This is a genomic window from Rhodopirellula bahusiensis (assembly GCF_002727185.1).
GTDB lineage: Bacteria > Planctomycetota > Planctomycetia > Pirellulales > Pirellulaceae > Rhodopirellula > Rhodopirellula bahusiensis.
The window spans coordinates 291716-317505 of record NZ_NIZW01000002.1 but is presented as its reverse complement, the minus strand read 5'-3'; the positions used below and the strand labels follow the sequence as shown (position 1 = coordinate 317505).

The window sequence follows — 25790 nt, the reverse complement described above, 5'->3', positions numbered from 1 at the left end:
GCCACCTCGATGCAACACGTCCGCCCCGACAAATAGGGCAGACTTTGCGGGCAAGTTTCGCTCGAAAAACAATGCGCGAAACCGCTCAAGATCGGCTAGCCGAAATCGAATTCTTGCGAATTTTCTACCGACCGAACGGACGCTTACTTGAGCGTCACCGAAACCGGTTCACCACCGACTTTCGCGTTCTCCGCAACGATCGTCTCCGGTGCATCCTGGCCAACCTTCACGACGAACGATTTTCCCTTCGGCGCACCTGGCGTGAACTTCGTCCCCGCTACGCGAACTGTATAGAGAACTTCCTTGGTCGAGGCGTCGACCAATTGCACGACCGGGTCTTCGACATCGAAGGTCATCTCACCCAGCTCACCCCACGACGGCGGGCTGTAGTTGTCGAACTGCGAGATTGTCAGTGGCCACCCCGGGTATTGCTTCGCCTCGGGATCGGTCACGTCCACATTTCGCGGCCAGCACTCCATCGTGATGTCGCGGGACTTGGTGTTGAATCGAACGATGCCGAAACCGGCGGCTCGCGTGTTCAACAAATTCCCAGCGGGTTTCGCCTCCGGATTGGCGGCGGCGTAGTTGGTGACTTTGTTTGCAAATCCATCCAGCGAATCACCGGTGTATTCGGGAGCACCCGGCTCGCGGTTTTCACCCGGCTCGACCGGATCCCACCAACGCAGATACAAGTTGGCGATCGAAGGCACACAGAACGACCAAATCGAGTCGCGATATTCGTCGATGCCGTGATGAAAAATCGTCGCCAAGTGCTGATCGCCTGCGTAGTGAAACGCGAAAGCTTTGCGAAGCTCTTCCAAAGCTCGGTTGCGACCAGTTTGTGGCCAGCCATTGGAATCCATGTCAGCATGCAAACGACCATTTGCAGTGCCGTGAATGTGAGCTCCGCCGCAGAAGATCGTTTGCGACAAGGCAACTTTCATGTCCGCATCGGTCCAATCCGCCGCCCAGTCTTCGATGAAGTCCAGTTGCCGCTCGCCGAGCAACACCGCACCTTCGACGTCAACACTGGCGGGGTTGTACTCCGGGTTGCGAATGTGATCGGGACGAGGGCCTTGCTTTGGCACACGCCCGGCGGGACCAGTTTTGAACTTGCGATCTTCCAGAATCGCGAAGTCGATGTTTCCCCAATTGAGATTGGTGAAGTAGACGCCGATGCCCTGGCCGATTTTGTGCGGGTCGACCGGATCGGGCAGGTGGCTGGTTTGGGCCCGTTCGACTTCTTGAACGTAGACACCAGGTTGCGAGTAACCACCATCGGCGGCACCGCTGAGCGTCGAGATCTTTCCACTTTCGCCCCACAGGTTGGGCTGGCCAACATCGTGATCATCGGGCAAGCAAACCGTTGGGCGATCCTTGATGATGTCGCCAAAATCGCGTCCGAACTTCAGCCAAGCGGCGTAGTGCCGGTTGTGGTCGTAGACTTGGTCGCCGGAAAAGAACAACACGTCCGCATCGACCTTGTTCACGTTGTCGATCAGATCCTGACGCGAAATGTCGCCACCGTGAGCCGGGTGGATCGAGTTGCCGGTGAATCCCGCAACGACGATCTCATCTTTGTCGATCGGGTTCCGTCGAACCGTGCCTTCGTAGAATGCTTCCGATCCGTGAGCAACGCGGTATTTGACGGTCGTTGAATCGTCCCAGTTTTCGACTCGAAACGGCGCCGTCCAGCCGGCTTCGATCACTTTCGCTTTGGCGACTTCGGTCCATTGACCATCCTTTTCGATTTCCAAGCGAGCCACCTTGGGATCGCTGGCATCGAGCGGATACAGCTGCGCCGTCAACTTCAGTGTCTTGTCGTGAACCGTGTAAAGCGCAAAACAAATGACGTCCTTTTTCGCAACGTCGGGAATGCTCAAGTCCGCACGTCGTCGCGCGCGTCCTCCCGGTTGTGCAGAAACAGATTCGGCGGTGACGAGCAGTGCCAAACAGCACAACGCCAGACGGTTCAATAACTTCATGACGGTTCCTAAAAGGGCAACAAGTTGTTTTTCAAGAGGTGAGTTCAATCGCCAACGACGCAGAATCAGCGGTCGTCGCGGCAGGTGGTTTCGCGTGTTCGTTTGACTTGGCCGATACCGCCGAACTTTGACGATGCCATAGAACGGCCAAATACAGCGGAATCAGAAAATGAGGTGCACGCAACACGGCTTCGTGGAGGAACTGGTCCGCGCCCCAGTAGTTTAGACTCATCGACATGCCCGCGACGGGTCGAGCCGCGGCGGTCAAGATTCCCCAGATGGCGGCGTACCCTGCCGCCCAGACCCTCAGCTGTGGCACGAAGATCGCCAAACAAACCACGAAATCGAGCGTTCCAAACGTTCGCAACATTGTGTTTGCAGTTTCGTACTCGACACCCAGCGAAACCGAAATCATGCCGTAAAAAAATGGCGGTGTCGGCCACCACCCAATCGCGTAGCAACCATGCCCGGCGAAAGTCATGATCAACGCGACCATCGCTGTGATCATGGTCGCTCGATGGCGAGCCCCCAGCTTCAAAGCCAATACCAATAAGACGGGTGCCAGCATCTGACCGCCGTGTTCCAAGAACATCGGAAACTGGCGTTGGGCCCCCACGTATTTCGCATAACTCAAAACGATCAGCAACCCGCTGCCGCCAAGCAGAGCAATCATTTGAAACTTTGATTGCCGACGAACGGTCAGCGTCAGAATGGTGCAGCCGACATACAACCAAGTGATCCGAGAAATCCAAACCTGCAGCCAGCCATCATCGGCTCCCGTCCCAACGAATTCGTCCCAGCTGACGCCCAACCACTCGGCAAAGTCATACGTCGCGTCTTGCCAGAGCAAAACTCCGTAAGGACCTTCCCAGTAGTAATGCACCCAGGTCCATCCGACAAAACACAGAAACGCCGCGAATCGAAGGATGAGAACCAACGCAAAGTCTTGTCGGGAACCGTCGCCGATTGCCTCGCTCGCGTCCTCTTTCGCTGCGTTCTGATTCTCGTCCGCGGCAATCTTTTGGGGGTCGGTTTTCATCGGCGAGGTGGCGAGCGAATCTTTTCAGGCGGGCGATGGTGATTCATCGGGGCGGGGTCCTCATTGTAACCCGCTCGATGCACGCTGCCAAAACCGCGACCCGGACGAAGCCTGCTTTTTCAGCGTCGAGTGACCTCTACCCCAACGTCATCGTCTCGATGCGTTCCTGCTGCGGCGGCGGTGACTGAGATTCCTTGGCCGCGCGACGTTCGTCTTGGGTTGTCACACGCCGAACGACCCACCAGAGAAACAGCGTCATGATAAGAATCGAAAGAATCGCGAACGCACCTTCGAACAACAACGAACGCCGAAGCTCGGAGACCGGACCAAGCACTTCCGACAATCGATACTGAACCAACACGAGCAAATCGGTTTGCTCCACCCTCGACGCGACTGGCTTGCTCGATGAACCGAGCGACTCGTCGAGATCGCTCCCGTCACCGGCAGCGGGCGCAGCTTGCGTCGGCCGTGGCAATGTGACCGGCTCCATCGCCGCGATCCAGTCGCCACCAAAACCATTCCCCGAAGATGCGCTCGCCATCGGATCGCGAAAATCAACATCACCGCCTTCCAGCAAACGATCCATCGTCGCGCCGTCGACTTGGTAGCTTTTGTCCGAAACGTTCTGACCTTCTTCTCGCAGTTGATCCATCAACGGATGCTGCAACACCGTGCCTCGCAAATCGCCTTCGCGAGCTTCCACCAGCACGGCCACTTGGCTGGGATTGGCCGCATCGGCTTCGTTGCCAGAACGTGACCGTTGCAACAACTGAAAATCACCAAGGTTGATCGTCGCAACAAATACCGCGTCGGGATCTCGATCTGGAGTTTCGCGACGACCGCTGACCACCACGCCACTTTCTTCCAACCAAAGCGGTGTGCTGATGGCGACCTTCCACATCTTCGTCGCCGTGCTCTGAAACGCCGAACTCAAGTGCGTGTGGCGGAGAGGCGAAACCGAATCCATCGGAATCGTCGACGGATAATCGTCCTTTCGCCCGGTGAAGTAAGTCCGGTAGGCGAAGTTTCGACCGACACTGTTCTGCGCTCGCGGAACCGATTTCCCGTAGACGATCGTCATGATCGTTCCGGCACCATCGGTCACGAACATCGTCGCCAATCGCTGACGAGGCTTTCCCGGTTCTGATGGCTGGCGGTACTGCGCCAACCGCTCGGACAGATATTCATCCAGTCGCAACTGCGCCGGATGCTCCAACAAAATGTCTCGTGCCGCGAGAGCGTCTTCGCGAACCAACGCGTCAACGGGCGTGGACGACGAAGCGATTCGCTGCAACACCGGCGCGGACGTTTCGCCCTGGATCAATTCCGCCAACAATGTTTCGAACGTTTCTCGCTGGGCCTCCTCGTGCACCAAGTCAAAGTAACGCTGGATTTCGGTCTCCAACGTTTGTGCCGCCAAACGTGCCGCGAATTGGTTGCTTCCAAACGCTTCAGTCCGAAGCTCCTTCGTCGCCGTCCGTGTCGCCAGATCGATGCTTCGTGCACCAAAGAAACACGTGGCCAGCAACAGCAACAGCGGCCCGACAATCCCCAACAACATCAGCGGGCGCCGCGAGCGTGTCTTATCGCGAACGTTCAGATCGTCGAGTATCTGCTGAACGTTGCTGTAGCGAGATTCGGGATCCACTTCCAAACAATGCTGCATGAGCTTTCGCAGTGATCGATCCACATCACGCCGCGACAACTGTTCGGCCGCAGGCGGTGCCAAAGCAATGGCCTCGCGGTATCGAGCCAATCGTCCCGGCAAAGATCCGGCAGTATCCAATTGCGACAACAACGCTTGATCGCGATGCGGCGCCGACCCGGCCAACATTCGAAACAAGATAGCTCCCGCCGCGTAAACATCCCACCGGGCATCAGGCGACGACTGCAAATCCGCTTGTTCGGGCGCCATGTAAAACAGCGTCCCCATCGCGGGAGTCTGGTCGTGCGACATTCGACTCTGTCCAAAGTCGGCCAAACGTGGTTCGTTGTCAGCCGCCAACAAAATATTCGCGGGTTTGATGTCGCAGTGCAGGACGCCTTTCCCATGACAATGATTCAGCCCAATCAGAATCTTGCGGAACAAGTCGACCGCTTCAGCCACCGGCAATCGCCCACGGCGGACCAGCATGTCCTCCAGCGACCCGCCTTCGATCAATTCCATCACGTAGTAAGGCGGGTCGGCGTCCCAGCCGACTTCCAGCACCTGCACGACGTGCCGATCGGCCGACAACTGAACCAAGTTTTTGACTTCGCGGGACAGCAACGACCAGTTCACACCGCCTCGGTGCAAGTAGAACTTCACCGCCACGCCGCGGCCGGTGTTGATATCACGTCCGACCCACACCTGACCAAACGCTCCCGAACCCAAAAAGCGTTGCAGGCGCACACCGGGAACTTCCGCGGGCGGCATCGTCGCACCAAGTGACAATCGACGCGCGGCTGCCTGACCACCGATCGTTTGCGACTCGGTCATCGGCTCCCGGGACGCATCGGACTGACGAGAAGAGTCCGAATCGGGCGACGGCGACCCAGATGAGGGTGGCCCGGGAGGTGGCGGCATATTCACCCGACTGCAACCTGAGAAGAAGTGCGTTTTTTGGCGGCGTCAATCAGCTTTTCTAGACCCTCATGGAGCGGCGTGAGTTCGCGGCCCAGGATTTTTTTCATCTTGGTGATGTCCGGGCAACGTCGCGTCATGTCGCCTTCGGGAAGCGGTGGCAAGTGCACGACCTTGGATGAACTGCCGGTCATTTCAATCACGGTTTCCGCCAACGACTTGATCGTCATCTCGATGTCGCTGCCGATGTTGATCGTTTTGCATGCCCAACTCGGGTCATCCAACACACGAGTCGTCGTGTCCAGGTTGTCATCCACAAAACAAAACGTTCGTGTCTGAGACCCATCCCCATAAACCGGGATATCCTCTCCAGCGAGAGCCGCGGCGATGAACTTGGGAACCACGAAGTCCGTCGTCTGCTTCGGCCCGTACGTGTTGAAGAATCGAAAGACGTTGAACTGCAACCCGAACTCTTGGTGATACGAACGGAAGTAAGACTCGCCCAGATTCTTGATGATCGCATAAGGCAATCGCGAATTCAGCGGCGTCGTCTGTTCGTGCTGAGGCATCTCCACCGGCTCGCCATACACCTCGCTGCTGCTGGCGTAAAAGACGCGACCAACGCCCGTGTTTTTTGATAGCGAAAGCACGTTGCGGATTCCGTCAATGTCCTCCAACACCGCGACCGGATTGGCCAACGTTCGCTGAACGCCAACCAACGCCGCGTAATGGAAGACCGCATCAAAACGAGTCGCCGTCATGATCGGCGACAAATCGTCCATCCGGTTCACATCGGCCTTGATGAACCGAACGTTCTTCGCCGACACGGGTGGCAACTTCGATCGATCTCCCGTCACCAAGTTGTCCACCACGACGACTTCGTTGTCCGGAGACTCGGCCAATCGGCACGCCAGCGATCCGCCCACGTTGCCGGCGCCACCGGTGATCAAGATTTTTCGTTGCGACTGCGTCATGGTGATTATCAAAGAGAAGAGAAGCTCACCGGACAATCATAGCTTTTCAATGTCTCCCCCGCGACGCGTGAAAGAACGAAGCCTCAGAGTAGAACAATTGTCTCCATTGCTCCGTCGGGCCAGCCTCCAACTCCAAGCCATCCCCTTCGCCAACTTCACTCGCAATCGCGTCTGGCTGCTCGGTAGCCGGAAACGTTGTGAGCGGCAACCGCGGCTAACGCCGATCGGCTCACACAGTCGGCACCGTCACCCCAGATCTCACGCCGCCGTACGATGGACTTCCAAGTCCGTCGACCCAACAGAGTAGAACAATTGTCTCCATTGCTCCGTCGGGCCAGTCTCCAACACCAAACCATCCCCTTCGCCAACTTCACTCGCAATCGCGTCAGGTTGCTCGATGATTTCACCCACACACGCAAACAGTTGAGGACAACTGTTCTACTCTGGCTCAGAACTAAAAGGTCAAGCTAAGCGATGCAAACGTCGTGTCACCCACTCGAATGTCAGCACCGATGCGATCAACCACATCAACACCGCGTTGCGACGAAGCGTGAAAGCAGAATCGGGTGTTCCTGCCAACAAGGTGACTTGCGATTGCGGCACGATCGCTTCGGACAAGGTTGCTTTCACGTCGCTCATCGGAGTCGTCTCATCCACCGGCACGTACTCGCCCCGCGTGGTCGACGCCAGATTCAACAACTCGTCATCCGCCCGGCGTGGACGCTCAAGCTCGCTGGTCGGCAATCGGACTTGAACACTCTGGCGAAGCAATTGTTCGTCGAGAGCATCGCCCACCGCCAACTGAATTTCGTAACCGCCGCTCTTAGTGACAACAAAGTTGCCCGTGTAGGTTCCACCGCGAGGCGAGTCCGCCGCGGGAGTCAGCTTGAGATCCTTGATTTTTCCATCGGGAGCCAACAATTTCGCGGTCACGAATGGCTCCGTCAACGGTTGAAATTGATCGTCGACCAAGACTGCTCGCAACGCAATGTTTTGCCCCACCATGGCTCGGTCTGAATCGACCAACAGCACGCCGCGGTTGCTGTCTCTCAACAAACGACCTTCGCTCACCCAACGAATCAGTTTGGTGTAGTAGCTGTCGAAGTAACGATCACCACCAGCACGCAAACGCCACACTTCGCCGCTGCCTTGGAAGAAGACTCGGCCGGCACCATAAAACTGGCTGGCCATGAAAATCGGCAAGCTGCCGCTGACCTCCGTCGTTGGATCCGAGAAATAGGCGTAGACCTTCGCACCGGGCTTTGCACTTTTGACACCGACGTAATCGTAGAAGCCGCCAAACTCTTGCCAGATCTCAAAACTCTCTTCCGATGAATCCGCCACCCACAGGAACTCCGCTTGAGAGGATTCCGGCGTGAATTTCAACGGCCAAGATTCCGAACCGCCCTGTCGACCACCACCCAGCAATGGACCTCGCGTTGCCAGGTTCACAGGAAAAAATGCACCAATCTGGCTCGAGCGTGGGTCGGCCCGATCTCCTGAAATCTTTGGGTGAAAAACCGGACCAGCGACCAAGACCAAACCGCCGGCCTGCTGAGTCAAAAAGCGATCCAATAACTCAAGCGAAGCGGAATCAATCGCAGACCAATCCGGGTCGAACATCACCACCGCGTCGTAGTCAAACAACTCTTCGGCTGTCTCGGGGAAACGAGCCAACAACTCGTCGGCATCCTGACTCATGCCCTGCATCCCGGTTTGCAACCACACGTCAAGTTGCACCGATTCATCGCGGAACAACAAGTTGCGAACGAAGCGATATTCACGCGTCGGCCCGCCGGCTATCGCCAATACCTGTAGCTTGCGAGCGACAACCTCATAGCGAGCCGTTTGCATGTTGTCAGCAGCGTTGCGATCCTCCGCCGGCGCGACCACGCGAACGGCCAAGCGTCGTCGTCCAACGGTTTGCGGTTCAATTTCAAAACGAATATCAGTGAGCGTCGCGTCGGGTTCCAACTTCACTCGCTGGGTTTCCAAGACCACGCCGCCAGGCAAGCTGGTCGCGGACTGTTCCGCGTTTGCGCCAGGGTCACTGGAAGAGCTGCCTTCGCCCGTGTCGAGCGCGTCCACCAATTCCACATCGACTTCCAACGCCGAGGTGCCAGTCGCTTGCAACACTGAAGCGACAACGAACTTGTCGCCGGGGTAAACACGACGTGGGACTTCCAAATCAACCACGCGAATGTTCGTCGGAGGCTGACTGCTTCCCAGGCCCACGGGATAGACCGCGACTTCGCCGCGACGAGCCAAAGCCAACGCCGAGGACAATGTCGCACCGCCGTTGTTCTGACCGTCAGTGATCACGATCACGCCCGCCAAAGTCGTCGGATCATGGTCCACCAAAACAGATCGCAACGCGTCGCCGATCCGGCTTTGTGCACCGCCGGCGACAATGACTTCATCCCAATCAACGGCCTTCATCGTTGGTGATTCAGGATCGCCATCGGAATCCAAATCGGATTCGCTCGGGGCCGGTTGGCTCTCCGCCGAGTCGGGCTCCCCGGCTGTTTCCAAACCAATCAACTGAGCCAAAGACCGGTCCGTGTGCACCGCGTAGACCCCGCCGATCGAAACGATGCCAAACACCAACGTGATCGCTGCGGCCAACAGTGACCAGCCGATCGCAGACGCAGAACCGGGAGTCTCCGCCCCGGCGGCTTTGGTCAATCGCTTGCCATTCTTTTTTGCATTGCCAATCCCGAGGCCCCCCATCGCGAAAGCGACCAAGGATGCAATCGCGGAAACAGCGAGGCAGAAACCGCCAAACAACACGAACGGACTGATCGGTTCTGCAAAGGCTTCTTCATTCAATGATTGCTCACCGGTTGTCGCGACTTCTTGTTCGAACTTGGTTTGCACGAGCCAAGGTTCGGTCGCTTGATCGAACAGATAGACACTCGTTCGATGTTCTTTCGCGAACGATTCGACCAGTTCCGAAACGGCGACCAACTCACGGGCCCGTTCGACACGAGAAACGGCCTCGATCGAATCACCCGAAGGCAACGACATACTCTGGCTGGTGTCGACCATCACGATGACTTCGCTGGGTCGCGTCACTCGTCGCTCAGTCCGCCGAACCAAATCGAAGAACAGAAACACGAGCGCCGTCACCGCAACCAAACGCAGACCAATCAACGTCCATCGCACCGGACGCCGCAGCTCTCCGACGTCACGCTTGTAGTAAAAGATGCATGCCGAGTAAGCGACGGCCAATCCTAAAACCACCGCGGCCCAGACCCACCAACCGTCCAGGCTCGATGCTCTCGCGAATTCGTAGACAACTTGTTCAGAAGGATTCATCGCGATGCTCCCGCCGTGGATGGATTCGCACTCGAGGTCGCTCCGTCGGAACCATCGTTGCCATGATTGGACGCCCCAACCGTCCTCTTTCGTGAGCGACCACGCGGGGCTGGCCGTGGCATTTCAGACGCGGGACTGCTTCGTCTTCCGCGACTGGATCGACTTCCCACCGCACCATCACTGGTCGGTCGCACGTGATACGACGCCCAAGCCGCAAGCATCTGTTCAATGGCCAGCATCAACACCAAAAGTGCCAGCAAAATCAAAAGGAAAGTGGACATCCCACCGCCGACTCCAGAGTCACCCCAATCTCCCGGTGAAAGAAACTCGACCTCCAAAGGCAGCAAGTCTCGGATCACTTCGGCACTGCTTACTCGAGACAAATCGGATTCGCCGACGTTCAGCACGGACGCCACCGGCATCACGCTCGTTTGCCCATCGGTTCCCGTGCGTTGCCATTCGATCGTTCCTGGCATCAACAATTCGTCCAGCCCAGCTTGGTCGGCAACGATTAATTCGCGAGGCGAAACTTGGATTGACGATTCGTTCGCAGCGGCTTCCAATTCGATCTCCAACCGAGGTGGCTCCTCCGCGGGCGGTAGCAAGACAACCGTCGGCAGATAGCTCTCCCCGGGCACGTCAATTTCCGCGACCGAGTCGACCATTCGGCTGGTGGGCGGAGCGGCTCCGCTGAACAACATCGCGTTGCTTTGAAGCAAGAACACAACGAACGTCGGATCGCCAGGCCAGTTATTCCAGTTGCCGTCCAGTCCGGTGGTGACCGTCACGATCCGGCCTCGGCCCAATCCATGAAGCGTCGCAACAGGAGTCTCGTCGGAACGAGCCAACAAGGTTTGCACGTTCGCTTGGACTGGTTCAGCCTCGGCTTCATCGCCCATCAATTCTTCTCGCAGTTCTTCGGCAGCAGACATCGCGGGCACCCATTGCCGGCGAATGCTGACTAACCCGAAGATGCCATTCCCAGCAGAAGCGATCGGCCCCAGCAGATCCGCGTTTTTGCCGAGCACCAATCGCGGCGACTCCTCCGAGTCATTGCCCAGACCCAACGTGGGCGCGATATCAAATGGCAACAGCCCCCCGGCTTTTCCACCAACCATGCCGTTGTAGTTTTCCGCGTCGACATCGTCGCCCAAGAACCAGGCCAGGCCGCCTCCGTTGGTGACGTATTGCGTCAGCGAATCGACCGCCCGCTTGGATAGTTCGGGAACATCGATCAGATAGACCGCTCGGTAACGGGACAATTGCTCGGCGGTCACATCACGCAGCATCGTGACCGGTTGCACTTCCGGAATGGCACCGATCCGGACTTGGCTTCCCGGATCCAAAACCGAAGCGACGTGGTAGGCCCCAATCGTATCCGCATCCCCACCGTCGATCACCAACACTCGCTGAGCATCCGCAAGCGGAATCGTGCAAACTCGCGAATTGTCGACCTCCAGCGCATCGGATGGCAACTCCACTTTGACGACATGCGTGCCAACCTGATTGACGAAGATTTGAAACGACTTCGTCAACTGCTGACCGCCGGGAATGGAGTCAATCAAGATGACCGGCAAGTTCTGGACTTCGCCGCTGACGGTGACCGTCGGATCCGCAGTTTTGACTTGATCGCCGTAAGTGATCACGCTCGCGGAAATTGCCACGTTCGTCGCTTCACGCGGCGAATAGTTTTTGACCGTTACGTTGACCACCACGGGAACTCCCGCGACCCAAACATCCGGCGTCGGACTCAGATCGGTGATCGCGAGATTGCGAGTCGTGTTGCTCGTTCGATTGTCCACGCAGTCGATCATTCGGATCTTGGCACCCGCTTGGTCGACGGATTCCAACGCCTCCGCCATACGACGCGGCGCCGCCCAATCCCGCTGCGTGAAATCGCTGACCACGTATAAGTTTTGCGAATCCGCGGTGGTCGCGGCGATCAAGTCCGATGCCAAATCAATCGCGGGAACCAAATCGGTTCGCAGCGAAGAAGCTCGCGTCGCCATCAAACGATCGACTTGTCGTCCATCTGGCGAAATGGTTTGCGCGGACAAGTCAGCAGCCACATCCGCGGACGCATTCTCACCCGCTGACACCATCGCCGCGCGACTGGCTCGCATCACCGTCAACGTGTGGTTGTCGCCGTCGGCAGCTAAACGTTTGACCAATCCCGAAACGGAAGCCAGCGCTCGGTCGTAAGCTGTGTTGCCGACGACGCCGGTGGAATCGGATTCCACGCTACCCTCATCGGAACCGCGCCGCGAAACGACCTGCTGCATTGAGTAGCTGTCATCGAGAATGATCACGTGGTGCGTGGTTTGGCCGCCGAGAGCCCCGATCCATTCGCGTCCACCAACCAATCCAGCCAGCAATGCGATCAGCAATGCCGCGACGGCCAACCGCGAAAGCAACAGCAGCAATTGACGCAGAACAATCCAACGACGTTGTTTGCGATAGCTGGCCAGCAAAAAATCCATCGCCGCCCACTTGGTCCGGCGATGCCGAAGCAAGTTGATCAGGTGAACCAAGAGCGGAACCGCGACGAACGCGAAACCAATCGATAGGGCGGGATAGAGGAACAAGTCGTTGCCTAGCTTCGAAGTTTTGGGAGTGCCTGCCGAGCGGACAGGAAACGAGCCAGCACGGCATCGAGCGGTTCGCTGGTCCGGACTTGCAAGTAATCGATTTTCAATCGGCCACAGGCTCGTCGGGTCTTTTCAAGAAAGTCATCCAGCGCCTCGAGGTAACCTTCGCGAAGCGCGGCTGGATTGCAGTTCAATGCCGACTCGACTTCCAGCCCTTCGAATCGAGTGGCGCCGGTGAAGTCGAAATCCATTTCGTCGTCGTGCAAGACGTGAATCAAGGCAACGTCGTGCCCGCGAGCCCTCAGGACTCGCAATCCTTCTTGCAGTTCTTCCACGCCCAACAAGTCAGAGATCACACACACAACACCGGCTCGAGGAATCGCGGATGCGAGTTGCTTTGCGACGTGATCGAGTTTGGTCTCGCCTTCGTGATCCGCGGACGCGAGGCAAGTCAACATCCGATTGAGCTGGTGCTGACTCGATTTGGCCGGAACGCTGTCACGAAGCTGCGTGTCGAACGTATACAACCCGCAAGCGTCTTTCTGACGAAGAGCGAGGTAGGCGAGCGAGGCGGCGAGCGAAGCGGCGTACTCAAATTTGTTCTCGTCACCTTCGCCGTACGACATGCTGCCGCTGCAATCGACGAGCAACTGCAAACGAAGGTTGGTTTCTTCCTCATATTGCTTGATGTGCAACCGATCCTGGCGCGCGTATACCTTCCAATCGATATGCCGCAACTCATCGCCAGCAACATACTGGCGGTGTTGCAAAAACTCGATCGATTGACCGAAGTACGGACTTCGGTGCATCCCTGAAAGGAAACCCTCCACCACTCGCCGGGCGGTCAATTCCAACCGGCGAATGCGAGCGGTGACCTCAGGACGCAAATATCTTTTGGAATCGGGCATCGCGAGACAATTCGTCCTCGGTCGTCGGGGTGGCGTCAATGATTCGGGCGACCACTTCGTCGCTGGTGATGCCTTCACTTTCGGCGGCGAAATTCACCACCATCCGGTGACGCAAAACTGGCGGTGCAAGAGCTTGGATGTCTTCGACCTGCACGTGATGGCGACCTTGCAACAACGCTCGGGCTTTGCCACCGAGGATCAAAAACTGAACAGCTCGCGGCCCGGCGCCCCAGCCAACCAAGTCTTCCACGAAGTCCGGAACGCCTTCACCGCCGACGCGAGTTTGACGAACCAACGACAACGCGTATCGCACGATGTGGTCGCTGACGGGAACCTGACGAACCAATTGTTGCAGCCGCAAAATCTCTTCGCCACGAAGAACCGGTTCCGCTTCAGCCGTCCCAGTTCCGGTGGTCCGCCGAGCGACTTCGAACTCTTCATCGAACGATGGGTAGTCGACGTAGATTTTGAACATGAACCGGTCTTGTTGAGCTTCGGGCAACGGGTACGTGCCTTCCTGCTCAATCGGGTTCTGTGTCGCTAGCACGAAGAACGGATCATCGAGCTGATGTCGTTCGCGACCGGCCGTGACCTGCCGTTCTTGCATCGCTTCCAGCAACGACGCCTGTGTCTTCGGCGGCGTTCGGTTGATCTCATCGGCCAACACCACGTTGGCGAACAGCGGCCCGGGCATGAATCGCAATTCGCGATGCCCCGTCGCGCGGTCCTCTTCCATGATCTCAGTGCCAGTCACGTCGGCGGGCATCAAGTCAGGTGTGAATTGAATTCGACTGAAGGATAGGTCCAGCGTCTTGGCCAGCGTGCTGATCATCAGCGTCTTGGCCAGCCCTGGCACGCCTTCCAGCAAAACGTGACCGCGGCTGAAGAGACAAATCAGGATCTCGTCGATGACTTCTTCTTGGCCAACAATGATCTTTCCCAACTCTTCGATCACTCGCCGGCGAGCGTCGTGAAGCAAGTTGAGGTCCGCCTCGCCAATGGCAGCGGAATTTGATTCAGGTGCATTCATCCAGGATGTCTCAATCAGGTTCTCTTTGTCCAAAGATCACGCGGCGACGATCATGCGGCCAATCGCACCAGTACGTCTTACCAAGGTAGCCCACCGGACAGTGGCGGAGTAGACCGGTCAAATGTGCTCGCAACAGTTGTTACGCGAGACGATCTGCCTCACGAACACCCCTGGATGCATGAATCCGAAAGATGGACCAACGACTCCCCCACGAGCGACACATCGGCCAACTGTCTGCCAATACGCCGCAAAATCGATTGTCTGCACGTATCGCTTGATGAGCCCGCGTGCATTGCGAGGCAAAAATAACGCTGAGAGAATTCGCTCAGAATCACAAGCTCAGGGAATTTGAACCATTCCCCAAAACGGCCGTTCGCGATCCGCTCGAACACGAGCGTCTTCCAACATCACTCCAACGGATTGATCAAACGTGAAATCCTTGCGTCGAGAACGGTAGCGAACCGTGATCGTCTCTTTGAAATCCAGCGGCATCTGCGGGTACAACCAAACCGTGTACGAATCCGATGGTGCCTGCGTGATGATGACTTCGTTGTTCGCCATCACGCGAGCCTTGACCGGGGCAGCCTTCAAACGCTCCGCGTCGTTCCAAAGAATGGGATTGATCGACAAACCAGGAAGCATCTCGCCCCATTCCAACCACCAAAAGAACCGATCGCCCTCTCGCATCGATACCACTTCCAAATCTTCCGGCGGCGCGGCGCGGCGATGCCCCGGCGTCTTCATCCATTCAAAGATCCGGTCAGCTTCTTCGTAAAAGAAATCCAATCCGCGGCCGCGGTACAACACGATCATGGCATCGTGGTCGTAGGTCATGTATCGATCGTAGATGCCTCCATAATCCCGCAGCGGCACGCCGTCCTTGTCACCTTTGACGATGTAGACCGGCATGTACTTCGAATTCGCATTGTAGTGCTGCAGCGTTTTGCCGGGGCGACTGCTGATGCTGATCATCCCCGCCCACAAATCCGGATGAGAGATGGCAATGTCCCAAGCCGCAGTGCCGCCCGGCCCGTGACCGCCGATGAAAACACGATCGGCATCGATCGCGAAATGTCGCATCGCGTGACGCAACGAACTCAGCACCGCGTCATGCTCGCGCATCGTGTACTCGTAGTCGCCCTGACCGCCTCGCGTCCAACGCGGTGCGACAACGATGAATCCATGGCGGATGGAATGACCAAGCCGCATCGTCGGGGAAACTTCCGGTGCAGACTCTTCCGCGGTGCCATCAGCCGAAGACTCGTTGACCAGCTGCTCGTCACTGGTTTTCTGTTGCAAGAAAGATTGCTGTGGGACACCCGACCACCAATTGAGTTGAGTCTCAGCGACCGCTCCCGCAGCATGCATCGCAACGACGCACGGATAGGTTCGATTCGGGTCGTACTCCGGTGGCAACTGCACCACGTACGAAACAGGCGGAAGCGAAGCGAGGTCTTCTGCTTGAGCGGCGTGAAAGCCCGCTTGGTCCAATCCCACATGGAACATTCCATCCACGGAAGGATCAGCAACAATCGAATCATCCACCTCGATCGCATCAATCAATGGCGGCTTCATCAACGGTAACATTTTCGCGATGTAGTCGGCTCGCGCGCCTTCCAACGACGACAAACGTTCGAGGATCTCTTGTCGCTTGCCAGGGTCTTGCTCAGCCAAGTACTCACGAACCAACACTCGCACGTCGATCAGCGAAAGCACGATTTTCAGGTTCGTTTCGCCCGAACCATTGCCGAGCAACCAACCCGCCACCGCGAGCGAAACCCGAGTCTCGGAATCCATCGTCGAGTTGCCGCCCATGCGAATGAAGTCACTCATACGTGGCAAAGTCGCCGGGGTGAGCTCGGCTTTGATTTCAGCGACCAATCCACCCAGTGAGTTCTGCATTGGCTCCTGCAGTTCGCCAACCAACTCCGCCAGACGCTGATGAACTGTGTCAATCTGCTTCTGAGTTTCGTCCATCGATCCGATCAAGTCCGCGACCTTGACCTGCGTGACTCGGCTGACGACTCGCGTCGGGAACTGATCCAAGATCGCTCGCGCCAAAATGGGCTGGCCCGACTCACGTCGCAGTTCCGCTTGCTCGAGCAATTGGCTGGCTTCATTCTCGACGTATTGGCCAACGATCGGCTTGAGATCCGAACTCTCTGGGAACTCATCCAGAATCCGCACCAATTCTCGACGCGCGTCGGCGTAACGTTCGGACTCGGCGAAAAAACGCACGACGTTCAAGCGAGCGTCGACATTTTTCGGATCGGTGTTGCGACGAAAAATGTTCCGCAGCTGATCGCTGCTGATACTCGATGTGGCAATTCGCATGTCGAGGTTGATCGAGTCGTCGGTCTTAAGAGCCTCAACCTTCGCGTACTTTGCCGTCAGTTCCGTGATGCCTTGCAGGATCGGGAACGGAGACCCCGAGGGACCTCGAACGGTCAGTCTCCGTCGACCGAACTCGTTGAACGGCGTGACGCCGAGAGCCTGGCCAATCGACGCGACTTGTTCGCCACCATCGGGCACCGGTTGAAAGAATTCAATTCGCTCGTGCAGATCCGGAACATCGCGTGGTTCCGCTGCGACCATCCCTCGCCGATGAACGTAGGTTCGCCGCAGTCCATCATCGACGACCCAAATCGGACGGTTCTGAATACCGCTTTCACCTGCAGCCGAGGCTGCATTTTGGTTCATGCTGGGAACTTCCAAGTAGATCCCTCGCAGGACCATCCCGTTCCGCAGCGATATCAGCTGCTCGGCATGAGCCAATGCGGATTGCCCAACAATCGACACTGCGAAAACCAGCAAGAGAATCGCCGCGAGCACCTCTCTCAACCGGCTGGACATTCGCTTGCCATCCGAGTTGGAAAAGGTGACTTTCATGGGGACTCAACGTTGGTAGCAATCAGTAGAAAAGATTCGCCGTGCGTTGCAGTGTCCGACCGAGCGGAGCCACACCAACACTCAGCTGAGTGACTGTTGGACGAGACTGAGCGATGAACTGCGCCAACAACATGTTTTGCCCTGAAGGCTGATCAGCGACAGCACCATCGATCACCGATCCAGCGGGCCGCCTAGCAGACAGCTTGCCCGAATCGGCCAACAATGATTCGCGAGTGGAATCGGTAGCAACCGGAACTGGACGCACCGCTGATTCACCCTGCGAATCGCTTTGTTCTGACGACGACGCGACATTCCATTGTACCCCATCGCCGGAAGGCCCCACGAGAGAATTCGCCTCGTCCACCGACATTTCGTTGGTCGGAGCCCGCAGAACAATCACGGCGATCAAGCACGCAGCCACGGCCACTGACAACTGACCGGCGACTCGCAGGAACCTTCGCTCAGTTCCAGATGTTCCCACCGCCCCGACCGCCGTCGGCATCCCCGTTTCCAACTGACGCCAAATCGCGAGAGTTTGCTGACAGTGGACGCAATTAGCCAAGTGACGGTCGTCATCGATCGAATGTTCTGACCCGGTATCAATCCACTGATTCATACGAGCTTCGAATGCGTCGCAGGCTGCGTTCTCACCAACGGAGACGGAGTGAATGGTTGAGTTGTGACTCATGCGACACCCCCGGTTTCTCGAACGCGGCGGATCACTTGCAGACGAGCTCGGTGGACCCACGTTTTAATTGTACCCGCGGGATGGCCCATCACGCTCGAAGCTTGCTCGTACGACATCCCATCGAAATGGACCAACTCAAATGCTTGCCGCGAGGACGCCGGCAAGGAAGCCATCGCGTCACGCAGCGATTGGTTCGCTTGGATACCGCTGGCGGGCGAGCCGACTCCTTGGATCGCAACGTGCGTCTCATCGATTCCAGCCAACTTTGGCTTGGATTTTTGTTTGGCCAAAAAGGACCGGCAACGATTTCCGGCAATAGTGGTCAACCAGGGCTCAATTGGTCGCGAACGATCCCACGACTGAATGGAAGCAGCGACCCGGCGAAAGGTTTCCTGCGTCAGGTCTTCCGCGTCTTGGTGGTGCCCGAGCCAACGGACACAAACGCGATAAACCAAATCACGGTGCCGACGGAAGAGTTCGGTGAACGCGGAGTCCATGCGGGCGTCACGCCCCAAGTAGGCGTCCGCCAATGCCTCATTGGACAACATCGCGAGCGAAACGGTTTTCATCACCTACCGGCCGCTGAAGAAACGCTTCAAGGCATCGTCGGCCGCGTCCCGCGAATTTTCTTTCAGAGCTTTCTTTGCACCCTCGGGAAGCTTGCCCGGTTTGCTCTTGGGCGGGATCACGCGTGAACCGTTGCTGGTGTCATCGTCCGACGACATCTTGGTGTCGTTGTCCTGCTTCTTCGCAGGAGCGTCTTCGATCATGACCGTGCCATCGACCGACAGGTCGTCGCTGTTTTCGCCTTCTTTGCCATCCAAACGAAATTGTCGCGTGTCCGGGTCGGTCTGCTTTCGAACCCGATCGATTGCATCGGCTTCGTCCAACCAGGAATCCACGTCGACTTCTTCAAAGCGACTGTCTTCGCCAGCACCCTGCTTGGTCCGTTGGGCAGCATCGGCGACGTCTTTGACTTCAGGCTTTTTCGCGGCCTGCAACCCATGCTCGATGACGAGCGAAAACATCAACTTGCCGACGCGAAGGTTATCGCCGTCTTTCAGCACCTTGGCCTTGTCAGCCGGCAATCGCTTGTCGTTGACGAATGTGCCGTTGCGGCTCTTCAGGTCCTGAACCAGAACTCGGCCGTCTTTGATTGCCAGAATGCAATGCCGGCGGCTGACCGACTCGCTTTTTGGACGAAGCTGACAGGATTCGCTACGTCCAATCAAGAATCTCTTTTCCGAGACCTCGATCTCTTTGCCTTCATGGCTGCCCGATTGGACTCGCAGTCTTACTTGCATCGGTACCCTTCGTTGCGAAAACCAAACGCACGAGTCGGAATCGGTCGTGCGAGACTTGGATGGTCAAACGTGGTTCGTGCCTATGCAAAGGAAGGACCAATTTTTGGCTTCCCCGTCACCCTCTCTTTCGCAAAGAGTGATTTGCAAGCAACCTTGCAACCATGTTCGCGGCCGATCTTATTGTAATTGATCGAATAGTGGGAGAGGATTAATCACCCATTCAAGCGTGATATCGTGATATACCACACCACTACCCCTCCAGGGCACCATAGAGACCCCTCAAAAATAGCAGGTAGAACCGCCGATTGCAGCCCCTCTGAAGGCTCGCGATGGCGAGAGAACGGGGTGACGGAGAACTTAAGTCGAACTCAGCGACTGAATCCAATGCCTTGGTAGTCAAACCCAAGCTTTTCCAGGCCGAGACTCTTCAATGTGTTGCGACCGTCGAAGACGAAGGCGGGCTTCTGCATTAATTCACGAATTTTTTCAAAATCTGCGGTCGCGAACTCGTCCCATTCCGTCAAAACAGCAATCGCATGGGCGGATGTCGCTGCGGTCTCCGCGTCGGAAACCACTTCCACGTTGTTCTCAATCAATTGACGCGAAACATTACTGATCTCTTGATCACCATTCTTGAAGACAGCTTCCAAGTTGGCGACAACCTGAGCTTTGGTGACTTGAGGGTCGTAAATTGACAAACGAGCCTTTTCTAGCAACAGATCGCGGCAAACATAAATCGCGGCGGATTCCCGGGTGTCGTTCGTGTCCTTTTTGAATGCGAATCCCCAAATGGCGATTTTCTTGTCCGACACAGTGTTGAACATTGTGCGGACCATGCGGTGCACAAAACGTCGCTTCTGGTAGTCGTTCATCGTGACGACTTGCTGCCAGTAGTCAGCCACCTCGGGCAACCCGAAGTACTCGCAAAGATAGACGAGGTTGAGGATGTCCTTTTGGAAGCAAGAGCCTCCAAAACCGACCGATGCCTTCAGAAACTTCGGTCCGATTCGCGAATCCATTCCGATCGCCATCGCGACTTCGTCGACGTCCGCTTCGGTCGCTTCGCAAAGTGCCGAAATGGAATTGATCGAGGAAACTCGCTGAGCCAAGAATGCGTTGGCGGTCAATTTTGACAGCTCGCTGCTCCACAAGTTGGTTGTCAACAATCTTTCCCGAGGCACCCACTGGGCATACACCTCGACGAGAGCTTGAACCGCGGCATCGCTTTCGCCACCGATCAAAACGCGATCAGGAGCCAGCAAGTCATCCACGGCCGTTCCCTCCGCCAAAAATTCGGGGTTCGACAGGACGTCAAAGGTCGCACCGCTCGTTGCTTCCGCCAGAATTGCTTTGACCGCTTCGGCCGTTCGGACGGGCAAAGTTGATTTCTCAACGACAATTTTGTGACCGATCGAGACCTCTGCGATCTTGCGGGCGCACTTCTCGATGAACTCCAAGTTCGCTGCTCGTCCAGCACCCACGCCAAACGTCTTTGTCGGAGTGTTCACCGAAATGAAAATCATATCGGCGTCACGAATCGCTTCGTCGACCTCGGTAGTGAAGACCAAATTTTGGTCTCGACGCCCCTTCACGATCTCATCGAGACCGGGCTCATAAATCGGAAGTTCATCGCTGTTCCACTGTGCGATTCTCTGGGCATTGATGTCCACCACCTTAACTTCGATGTCATGGCATTGGTGAGCGATCATGGCCATCGTTGGACCGCCCACGTAACCAGCGCCGATGCAACAGATTTTCTTCACGGGTCCAATCGCGGGACGATCCGAAGCGGGGGCAGAGGCGGTAGCAGTCATAGAATCAAAGCAACAAAGAAACGAAGTGAGCGTGACAAGACTCGAGTCCGGCAGTTTAGTCGGCAGGAAAATCATCGCGTGGATGAATCAGTCCCCTCGATCTGAATCGGGGCCCTGAAATTCGCAATGTGCTGCCTGTGACGATTGCCCGCCTCGCGGCAGACAATGGAAACCGCGTCCCATTCAACCCGAACTCTGATCGCGACGCACCCCAGCGAGACATTATTGAGACGCAAGCAGCCTACTTCCCTCCGTTAAGGAGGTCGTGCAGTTTTTTGATGCCGCTTTTCGGCTGACTTACACACGGCGTACCTCTCCCGAAACGAAGTTTGGGGAGAGGTCGAGCGACGCCGTTCAGGCGTACGCGAGGGTGAGGGCCGAGCATAGGAAAAGGCGCGCACTACCCTCCCCGGAATTCTCGCTGAACGCTCGCATTCCGACCCTCCCCAACTGCGTTCAGGAGGGTGATTTTAACCTCGCGAGCACGGCACTTGAAAACTGCACGACCTCCGTGGTGGAGCGGGGGCAGGCAGTTCTATTTCACCCTCCCTTTGGGAGGGTCGGCCCGCTTCGGGCCGGGGAGGGTTACGCGCTGGTTCCGATGCTCGACCCTCCCCTCGCTTCGCTCGACCCTCCCAGAGGGAGGGTGATGACAAACGCCCGGCAATACAGCATTTAAGAAACTGCGCAACCTCCGCTGAGGAGACGCGAGCCTCATTGGCTTTGCTATCGCCGAGTCGCGTCGGCGGGAGGACTGCTCATCAGTTGGTAAACCGATGGACGTCCATTGGAAAGATTGGGGGCCACGTCGGTGATCATCCCGGAGGCTCCGTCGCTCATCAAAGGCGTCGCTGAATGCGGTGCCCAGGCCAGCCGATCTTCTGAATCGACCTCATCCAAATGCTCCAGCAAAATTCGCCGGACCTCAAAGATCGCTTTGCCGGTCATGTGCAATTTGGTGTGCGTCGAATCAACCACCAATTCGCTTTCCGTGTCTTCCATTGTCGCACTGTTGTACTCCACCACACCATCGCCTCGGTGATGACGCCCAGCCAACAGCGGAGGGTCCTCCAAGACGCCAACGATGTTGTGATACTTGACCTGCGGAGAACGTTTCGCTCGCAACATGACAGGGAAGATTGGCGAATCCGGCGCCAACGAGTCCACCGCGTTGGCTTCGGTCAGCAAACGTGTGTCGCGAAAGAAACCGGGGTTGGCTCGTGTCAAACGGGTGCTGGTGGAGACCGCCATGCGCGGCAACTCGATGATCAAACCAGCCAACCAGCGAGTGGTGGTGTTGGCAAGATTGCTCCCGCGGTGCGGCGTTCCAATTGTGATCACGCGTCCAACGGATTGGTTCGGTCGAAACTCAAGGGCACTGACCAGCTTGTTGATGTCCTGCGGCGGACCACGCAGCTTCTCTTTTGGTTTGTCGCTGACCAGATTCCAAAAATCATCGCCGCTGTCGATCGTCTGCATCCGGCTGACCAGCCCACCCATGCTGTGTCCAACCAGGACGGTGTGATCGACCGCTCGGTCCTGCCCGGCGGGATCAAACGTCTGTCGCATCGCGAAAAGATCGCCTCGCAACTGCGTCGCGCTGATCCAGAACGGTTGCCCGGACGGATACAGGTAGAACCAAAACTGATAGCGTTCGCGAATTTCGGGGAAGCTCCGCAGGTCATTGAACATGTCCATCCACGTCAGCGGACTGGACCAAAGCCCATGCACCATCAACACGGGAATTCGGTTGGGGTCGTAGGGCTCCAACATGTACAGCCCGCGTTTCTGCTGAGCGTCGTCTGGATCCAGCAAACCTTCCGTCGCGCGATCGCGTTTGCGATATTCTTCGCTGTCCAAGAAGTACGCCAGCGGCGTCGTCAGGTCTGTTTCTAATGGAACCCAGTCATTGGCCAATTGAATTTGATTGGCTCGCAACGGATCAAAGAATTCAAGCACACAAACGGCGGTCTCGTCGGCAGCACCAAACTCGTTCGTATGAGATACCTGCTGAATGGACGACGCGTTGCCTGCCCGTGCCATGCCTTGATAAGCGTTCGCACCTCCCCCCTTTCGGGAAGGTTCCGTTGAACACCGAAGCAACGCCGTCACCGCATAGCTCAAGCCTTCCGGATAGTACTTCTCCTCGGGATGCCCTTCGCCACGTGGCTTGCGAACCGCGATCAACGGCACTCCCAAACCGTAGGTGGTGTGTCGATTGTTCAGTGTCTTGATGTCGTAGTCGCTCACGAATTCGTAGTGATCGAATTCGTCTTCCTTCCAAGCACCACGCATTTCCGCTCGTATCACGAACTTTTGATTCGCGGTTTGGATCGTGTAAGTCTGGCCAGGACGCAAGCGATTCTCGGCGCACAACAATCGCAACAAATCTTCCAGCGACTCGTTGTACAAATCACAAACGGCGCGGAACTGGGGATCGTACTGATTGCGGACTTCGCCGAGCTGATTGCCGAACAAGTACCGGTAGCTGGTCGTCAGAGCCACGCCATAGTGGTTCATCGCGTCACTGGAACGACCGTCTCGATCCGCGATTTTCCCTTCGACGTAAGACAACTCTGAAAGAGCGTAAGCGAGCTCAGTGTCGGGGTTTTGTGCGTTGAGCGATTGCAGTCGGTGGAGACAGATCTGGCTGTCGTCCTGATAGGTTTCGATCAACCCGTATCGACGCAGCGTGCTTTGCGTTCGGACACTGATCTCCGGGCCGCGCCACCGGAGCAGGTGCAAAGAATTGGTCAGCGCGTTATCGCGAATCGATCGGTTTTCGAGATACCGAGCGGTGATGCACCCCGACGAAGGGCAACACAACAGCAACAATGTGATCAGCGAAGCGCAGCAACGAACGCTCGCCCAAGGAGGCGATTGTGAACGAAGAATCGGTCGTGCGGACGAACGATTGAAACAGACCATGGGCGGACACTAGGAAACTCACGCAAATGGTGTCAACGCGAACATGGAAAGCTGGGAAACTTAGGCCTCTTTCGATCTCAAATCGCCGATTCACGATCGATCGAACGCTCGCGATTCCTTTCCCCGGCGCACAAAAAAACGCTCGCAACGAAATGAATCGTCGCGAGCGTTTGTGATGTTGGCTTCAGGGAGATCGAGTACTACTCGAGTCCCTCGGTTTCCTTCGCCGCCTTGGTCCCCAAAGCTCCCCACAAACCGTAAGGGCTTTGCATCCCCGGCAATGTTGTCGACGATCCAACAGGCCAGTTTGGCGAATTCGCTCGCGAATTCCCGGCGTCGATCGAATCGGTTATGAAGCGAACGGCTCCGTCACCCATCAACACGTGAGCACCACCTTGGTGGCGACTGCCGACCGTGACCATGCAGTCCGACCCGTCACCCGCGTAGGCACAGCTCACTCCGTTGGGACCCATGATCGTGTTGACGCTGGACATCACGGGACGCCCATCCGCCCAACGCATCCCGTGCCGCTGTGAAGTGGCCCAGTTGTTGGCATTAGTTCCTGCGACGTGGAATTGAGGTCGATTGGGATCAATCGTGTCCTCGCAAACAGCAGGGTCGCTGAAGAATGCCGCATTGCTGCCGCGGTTGATCACAACCGTGTTGATCTCGAGGGTGTTGTTGTCCGTGACAATCTCACCGCAAGCGATCGTGTTGCTCAAACCATCCAGCACATCTCGGAAACGAGTCTCACGTCGTGTGACAAAGAACCCTCGGTCCATCCCGCCGCGTCGTGGCGTACACCAGGTTGCCTCGGACCCATCCTGATTGACGCAGGAGTGGTTGTTGCTGGCGATCCCGTCGCCGATACACGCCGCATAGTTCGTGAACGCTTCGAAGTTTCCTGGAGGAACATTCGGATCACTCGGGCAGCGGAACGTGCCCACTTGCGTCAACCATGGCGTGTAGTTTCGATCCCAAGGCACCGGCCCCATCGGTGGAAACGGAGTCCCGCGAGTCGAACCGTTGTGGTTCGTCGCGCGGGGATTGGCAATTTGTTCCCACAAACCTTGCTGTTCAATGAATGGGGTGAGACCAACCAAAAAACTCAAAAGATGACGGTTACCTGGGTTGCCAAACGTCCCACCACTTTGCGTCGGCAATCGATTGTAAGCCGAATGGTAGTTGTGAAGACCCAAGCCAATTTGCTTGAAATTATTGCTGCACTGCATACGCCGTGCGGCTTCGCGTGCTGCCTGGACGGCGGGCAATAACAGCCCCACGAGCACGCCGATGATCGCGATCACGACCAATAGTTCGACGAGCGTGAAGCCCTGAGAAGAATTGCGTTTCATTGAAAACGCCCTTTTAAAAAGAAGGGAACGACAGGAGCACTCGACGCGAGTGCTCGAAAGAAATGCTCCAGAACTGGAGACAAATGATGCGAAGGGCCGGTCCTCGGCCAATCGCGACGAGCTACTTGCTCATCATGTCAGCGGCATTGGAGGCTTCCATTTCCGCCATTTGCTCTTCGGTGTGAACAACGCTGTCGTCAACTTCCGAGACGGTCAGCTCGTTGCTCGGCCCACAACCGACCACTCCGCCGAGACAAAAAATCAAAGCAGCAACGGCAACAAAATTCTTTAACATCAAAAACTCTCCTCAATTCAAAAGCACGAAAATTGCTTGCCGAACACCTAGCAAGGCGATAGCACACCCCGCCAAACTAGATCTATGGACAGGAAACCGACAGCAAGAAAAA

The 25790-nt window shown here is 56.8% G+C and carries 16 protein-coding genes; all 16 read right to left on the bottom strand.

The genetic code is table 11. The annotated features are described in order from the left end of the window. Positions 1–143: 143 nt before the first annotated feature. The 16 genes from CEE69_RS03905 to CEE69_RS32740 all read right to left on the bottom strand — a co-directional run bounded on the left by CEE69_RS03905 (position 144) and on the right by CEE69_RS32740 (position 25678). Positions 144–1985: a hypothetical protein gene (locus CEE69_RS03905; protein ID WP_099259426.1), complete on the bottom strand. Its 1842-nt coding sequence runs from the start codon at positions 1983–1985 to the stop codon at positions 144–146. A 31-nt stretch (positions 1986–2016) separates the two neighbouring features. Continuing rightward, positions 2017–3024 (bottom strand): hypothetical protein, encoded by a 1008-nt coding sequence (locus CEE69_RS03900; protein ID WP_099259425.1) that lies wholly within the window; start codon positions 3022–3024, stop codon positions 2017–2019. 136 nt (positions 3025–3160) lie between these two features. Further along, a complete protein-coding gene (locus tag CEE69_RS03895) occupies positions 3161–5503 on the bottom strand; it encodes a serine/threonine-protein kinase (RefSeq protein ID WP_233214601.1) in 2343 nt (780 codons plus the stop codon). An 89-nt stretch (positions 5504–5592) separates the two neighbouring features. Next, positions 5593–6597: an NAD-dependent epimerase/dehydratase family protein gene (locus CEE69_RS03890; protein ID WP_099259423.1), complete on the bottom strand. Its 1005-nt coding sequence runs from the start codon at positions 6595–6597 to the stop codon at positions 5593–5595. Positions 6598–7023: 426 nt separating this feature from the next. Beyond that, on the bottom strand, positions 7024–9879 hold the full coding sequence (locus tag CEE69_RS03885) for a vWA domain-containing protein (protein WP_099259422.1): 2856 nt from the start codon (positions 9877–9879) through the stop codon (positions 7024–7026). Further along, positions 9876–12464: a BatA domain-containing protein gene (locus CEE69_RS03880; RefSeq protein WP_099259421.1), complete on the bottom strand. Its 2589-nt coding sequence runs from the start codon at positions 12462–12464 to the stop codon at positions 9876–9878. Before CEE69_RS03880 ends, CEE69_RS03885 begins: the two co-directional genes overlap by 4 nt. Positions 12465–12472: 8 nt before the next feature. Beyond that, positions 12473–13354, bottom strand: coding sequence for a DUF58 domain-containing protein (locus CEE69_RS03875; protein ID WP_099259420.1), 882 nt, complete (start codon positions 13352–13354; stop codon positions 12473–12475). Beyond that, positions 13344–14438, bottom strand: coding sequence for an AAA family ATPase (locus CEE69_RS03870; protein ID WP_099259419.1), 1095 nt, complete (start codon positions 14436–14438; stop codon positions 13344–13346). Before CEE69_RS03870 ends, CEE69_RS03875 begins: the two co-directional genes overlap by 11 nt. A 306-nt stretch (positions 14439–14744) precedes the next feature. Further along, positions 14745–17294, bottom strand: coding sequence for a carboxylesterase family protein (locus tag CEE69_RS03865; protein ID WP_099259418.1), 2550 nt, complete (start codon positions 17292–17294; stop codon positions 14745–14747). Between the two features lie 22 nt (positions 17295–17316). Beyond that, entirely contained in the window at positions 17317–17982 is a 666-nt protein-coding gene (locus CEE69_RS03860) for a hypothetical protein (protein ID WP_099259417.1), read from the bottom strand. Next, entirely contained in the window at positions 17979–18551 is a 573-nt protein-coding gene (locus CEE69_RS03855) for an RNA polymerase sigma factor (RefSeq protein WP_233214599.1), read from the bottom strand. Before CEE69_RS03855 ends, CEE69_RS03860 begins: the two co-directional genes overlap by 4 nt. A gap of 3 nt (positions 18552–18554) precedes the next feature. Then, positions 18555–19286 (bottom strand): FHA domain-containing protein, encoded by a 732-nt coding sequence (locus CEE69_RS03850; protein ID WP_099259415.1) that lies wholly within the window; start codon positions 19284–19286, stop codon positions 18555–18557. Positions 19287–19654: 368 nt separating this feature from the next. Next, positions 19655–21100, bottom strand: a complete 1446-nt coding sequence (locus CEE69_RS03845) for a UDP-glucose 6-dehydrogenase (protein ID WP_099259414.1) — start codon at positions 21098–21100, stop codon at positions 19655–19657. A 726-nt stretch (positions 21101–21826) separates the two neighbouring features. Next, on the bottom strand, positions 21827–23929 hold the full coding sequence (locus tag CEE69_RS03835; RefSeq protein WP_099259703.1) for an esterase/lipase family protein: 2103 nt from the start codon (positions 23927–23929) through the stop codon (positions 21827–21829). Positions 23930–24228: 299 nt separating this feature from the next. Beyond that, positions 24229–25383 carry a DUF1559 domain-containing protein gene (locus CEE69_RS03830; RefSeq protein ID WP_099259413.1) on the bottom strand — a complete coding sequence of 385 codons (1155 nt, stop codon included), beginning with the start codon at positions 25381–25383 and terminating at the stop codon, positions 24229–24231. Positions 25384–25504: 121 nt separating this feature from the next. Next, positions 25505–25678, bottom strand: a complete 174-nt coding sequence (locus CEE69_RS32740) for a hypothetical protein (protein WP_199169783.1) — start codon at positions 25676–25678, stop codon at positions 25505–25507. Between the last annotated feature and the right edge of the window lie 112 nt (positions 25679–25790).

Coding starts and splice junctions, on each gene's coding strand:
- CEE69_RS03905 (WP_099259426.1), bottom strand. CDS start 1,985: ATGAAGTTATTGAACCGTCTGGCGTTGTGCTGTTTGGCACTGCTCGTC.
- CEE69_RS03900 (WP_099259425.1), bottom strand. CDS start 3,024: ATGAAAACCGACCCCCAAAAGATTGCCGCGGACGAGAATCAGAACGCA.
- CEE69_RS03895 (WP_233214601.1), bottom strand. CDS start 5,503: ATGACCGAGTCGCAAACGATCGGTGGTCAGGCAGCCGCGCGTCGATTG.
- CEE69_RS03885 (WP_099259422.1), bottom strand. CDS start 9,879: ATGAATCCTTCTGAACAAGTTGTCTACGAATTCGCGAGAGCATCGAGC.
- CEE69_RS03865 (WP_099259418.1), bottom strand. CDS start 17,294: ATGAAAGTCACCTTTTCCAACTCGGATGGCAAGCGAATGTCCAGCCGG.
- CEE69_RS03860 (WP_099259417.1), bottom strand. CDS start 17,982: ATGAGTCACAACTCAACCATTCACTCCGTCTCCGTTGGTGAGAACGCA.
- CEE69_RS03855 (WP_233214599.1), bottom strand. CDS start 18,551: ATGAAAACCGTTTCGCTCGCGATGTTGTCCAATGAGGCATTGGCGGAC.
- CEE69_RS03850 (WP_099259415.1), bottom strand. CDS start 19,286: ATGCAAGTAAGACTGCGAGTCCAATCGGGCAGCCATGAAGGCAAAGAG.
- CEE69_RS03845 (WP_099259414.1), bottom strand. CDS start 21,100: ATGACTGCTACCGCCTCTGCCCCCGCTTCGGATCGTCCCGCGATTGGA.
- CEE69_RS03830 (WP_099259413.1), bottom strand. CDS start 25,383: ATGAAACGCAATTCTTCTCAGGGCTTCACGCTCGTCGAACTATTGGTC.
- CEE69_RS32740 (WP_199169783.1), bottom strand. CDS start 25,678: ATGTTAAAGAATTTTGTTGCCGTTGCTGCTTTGATTTTTTGTCTCGGC.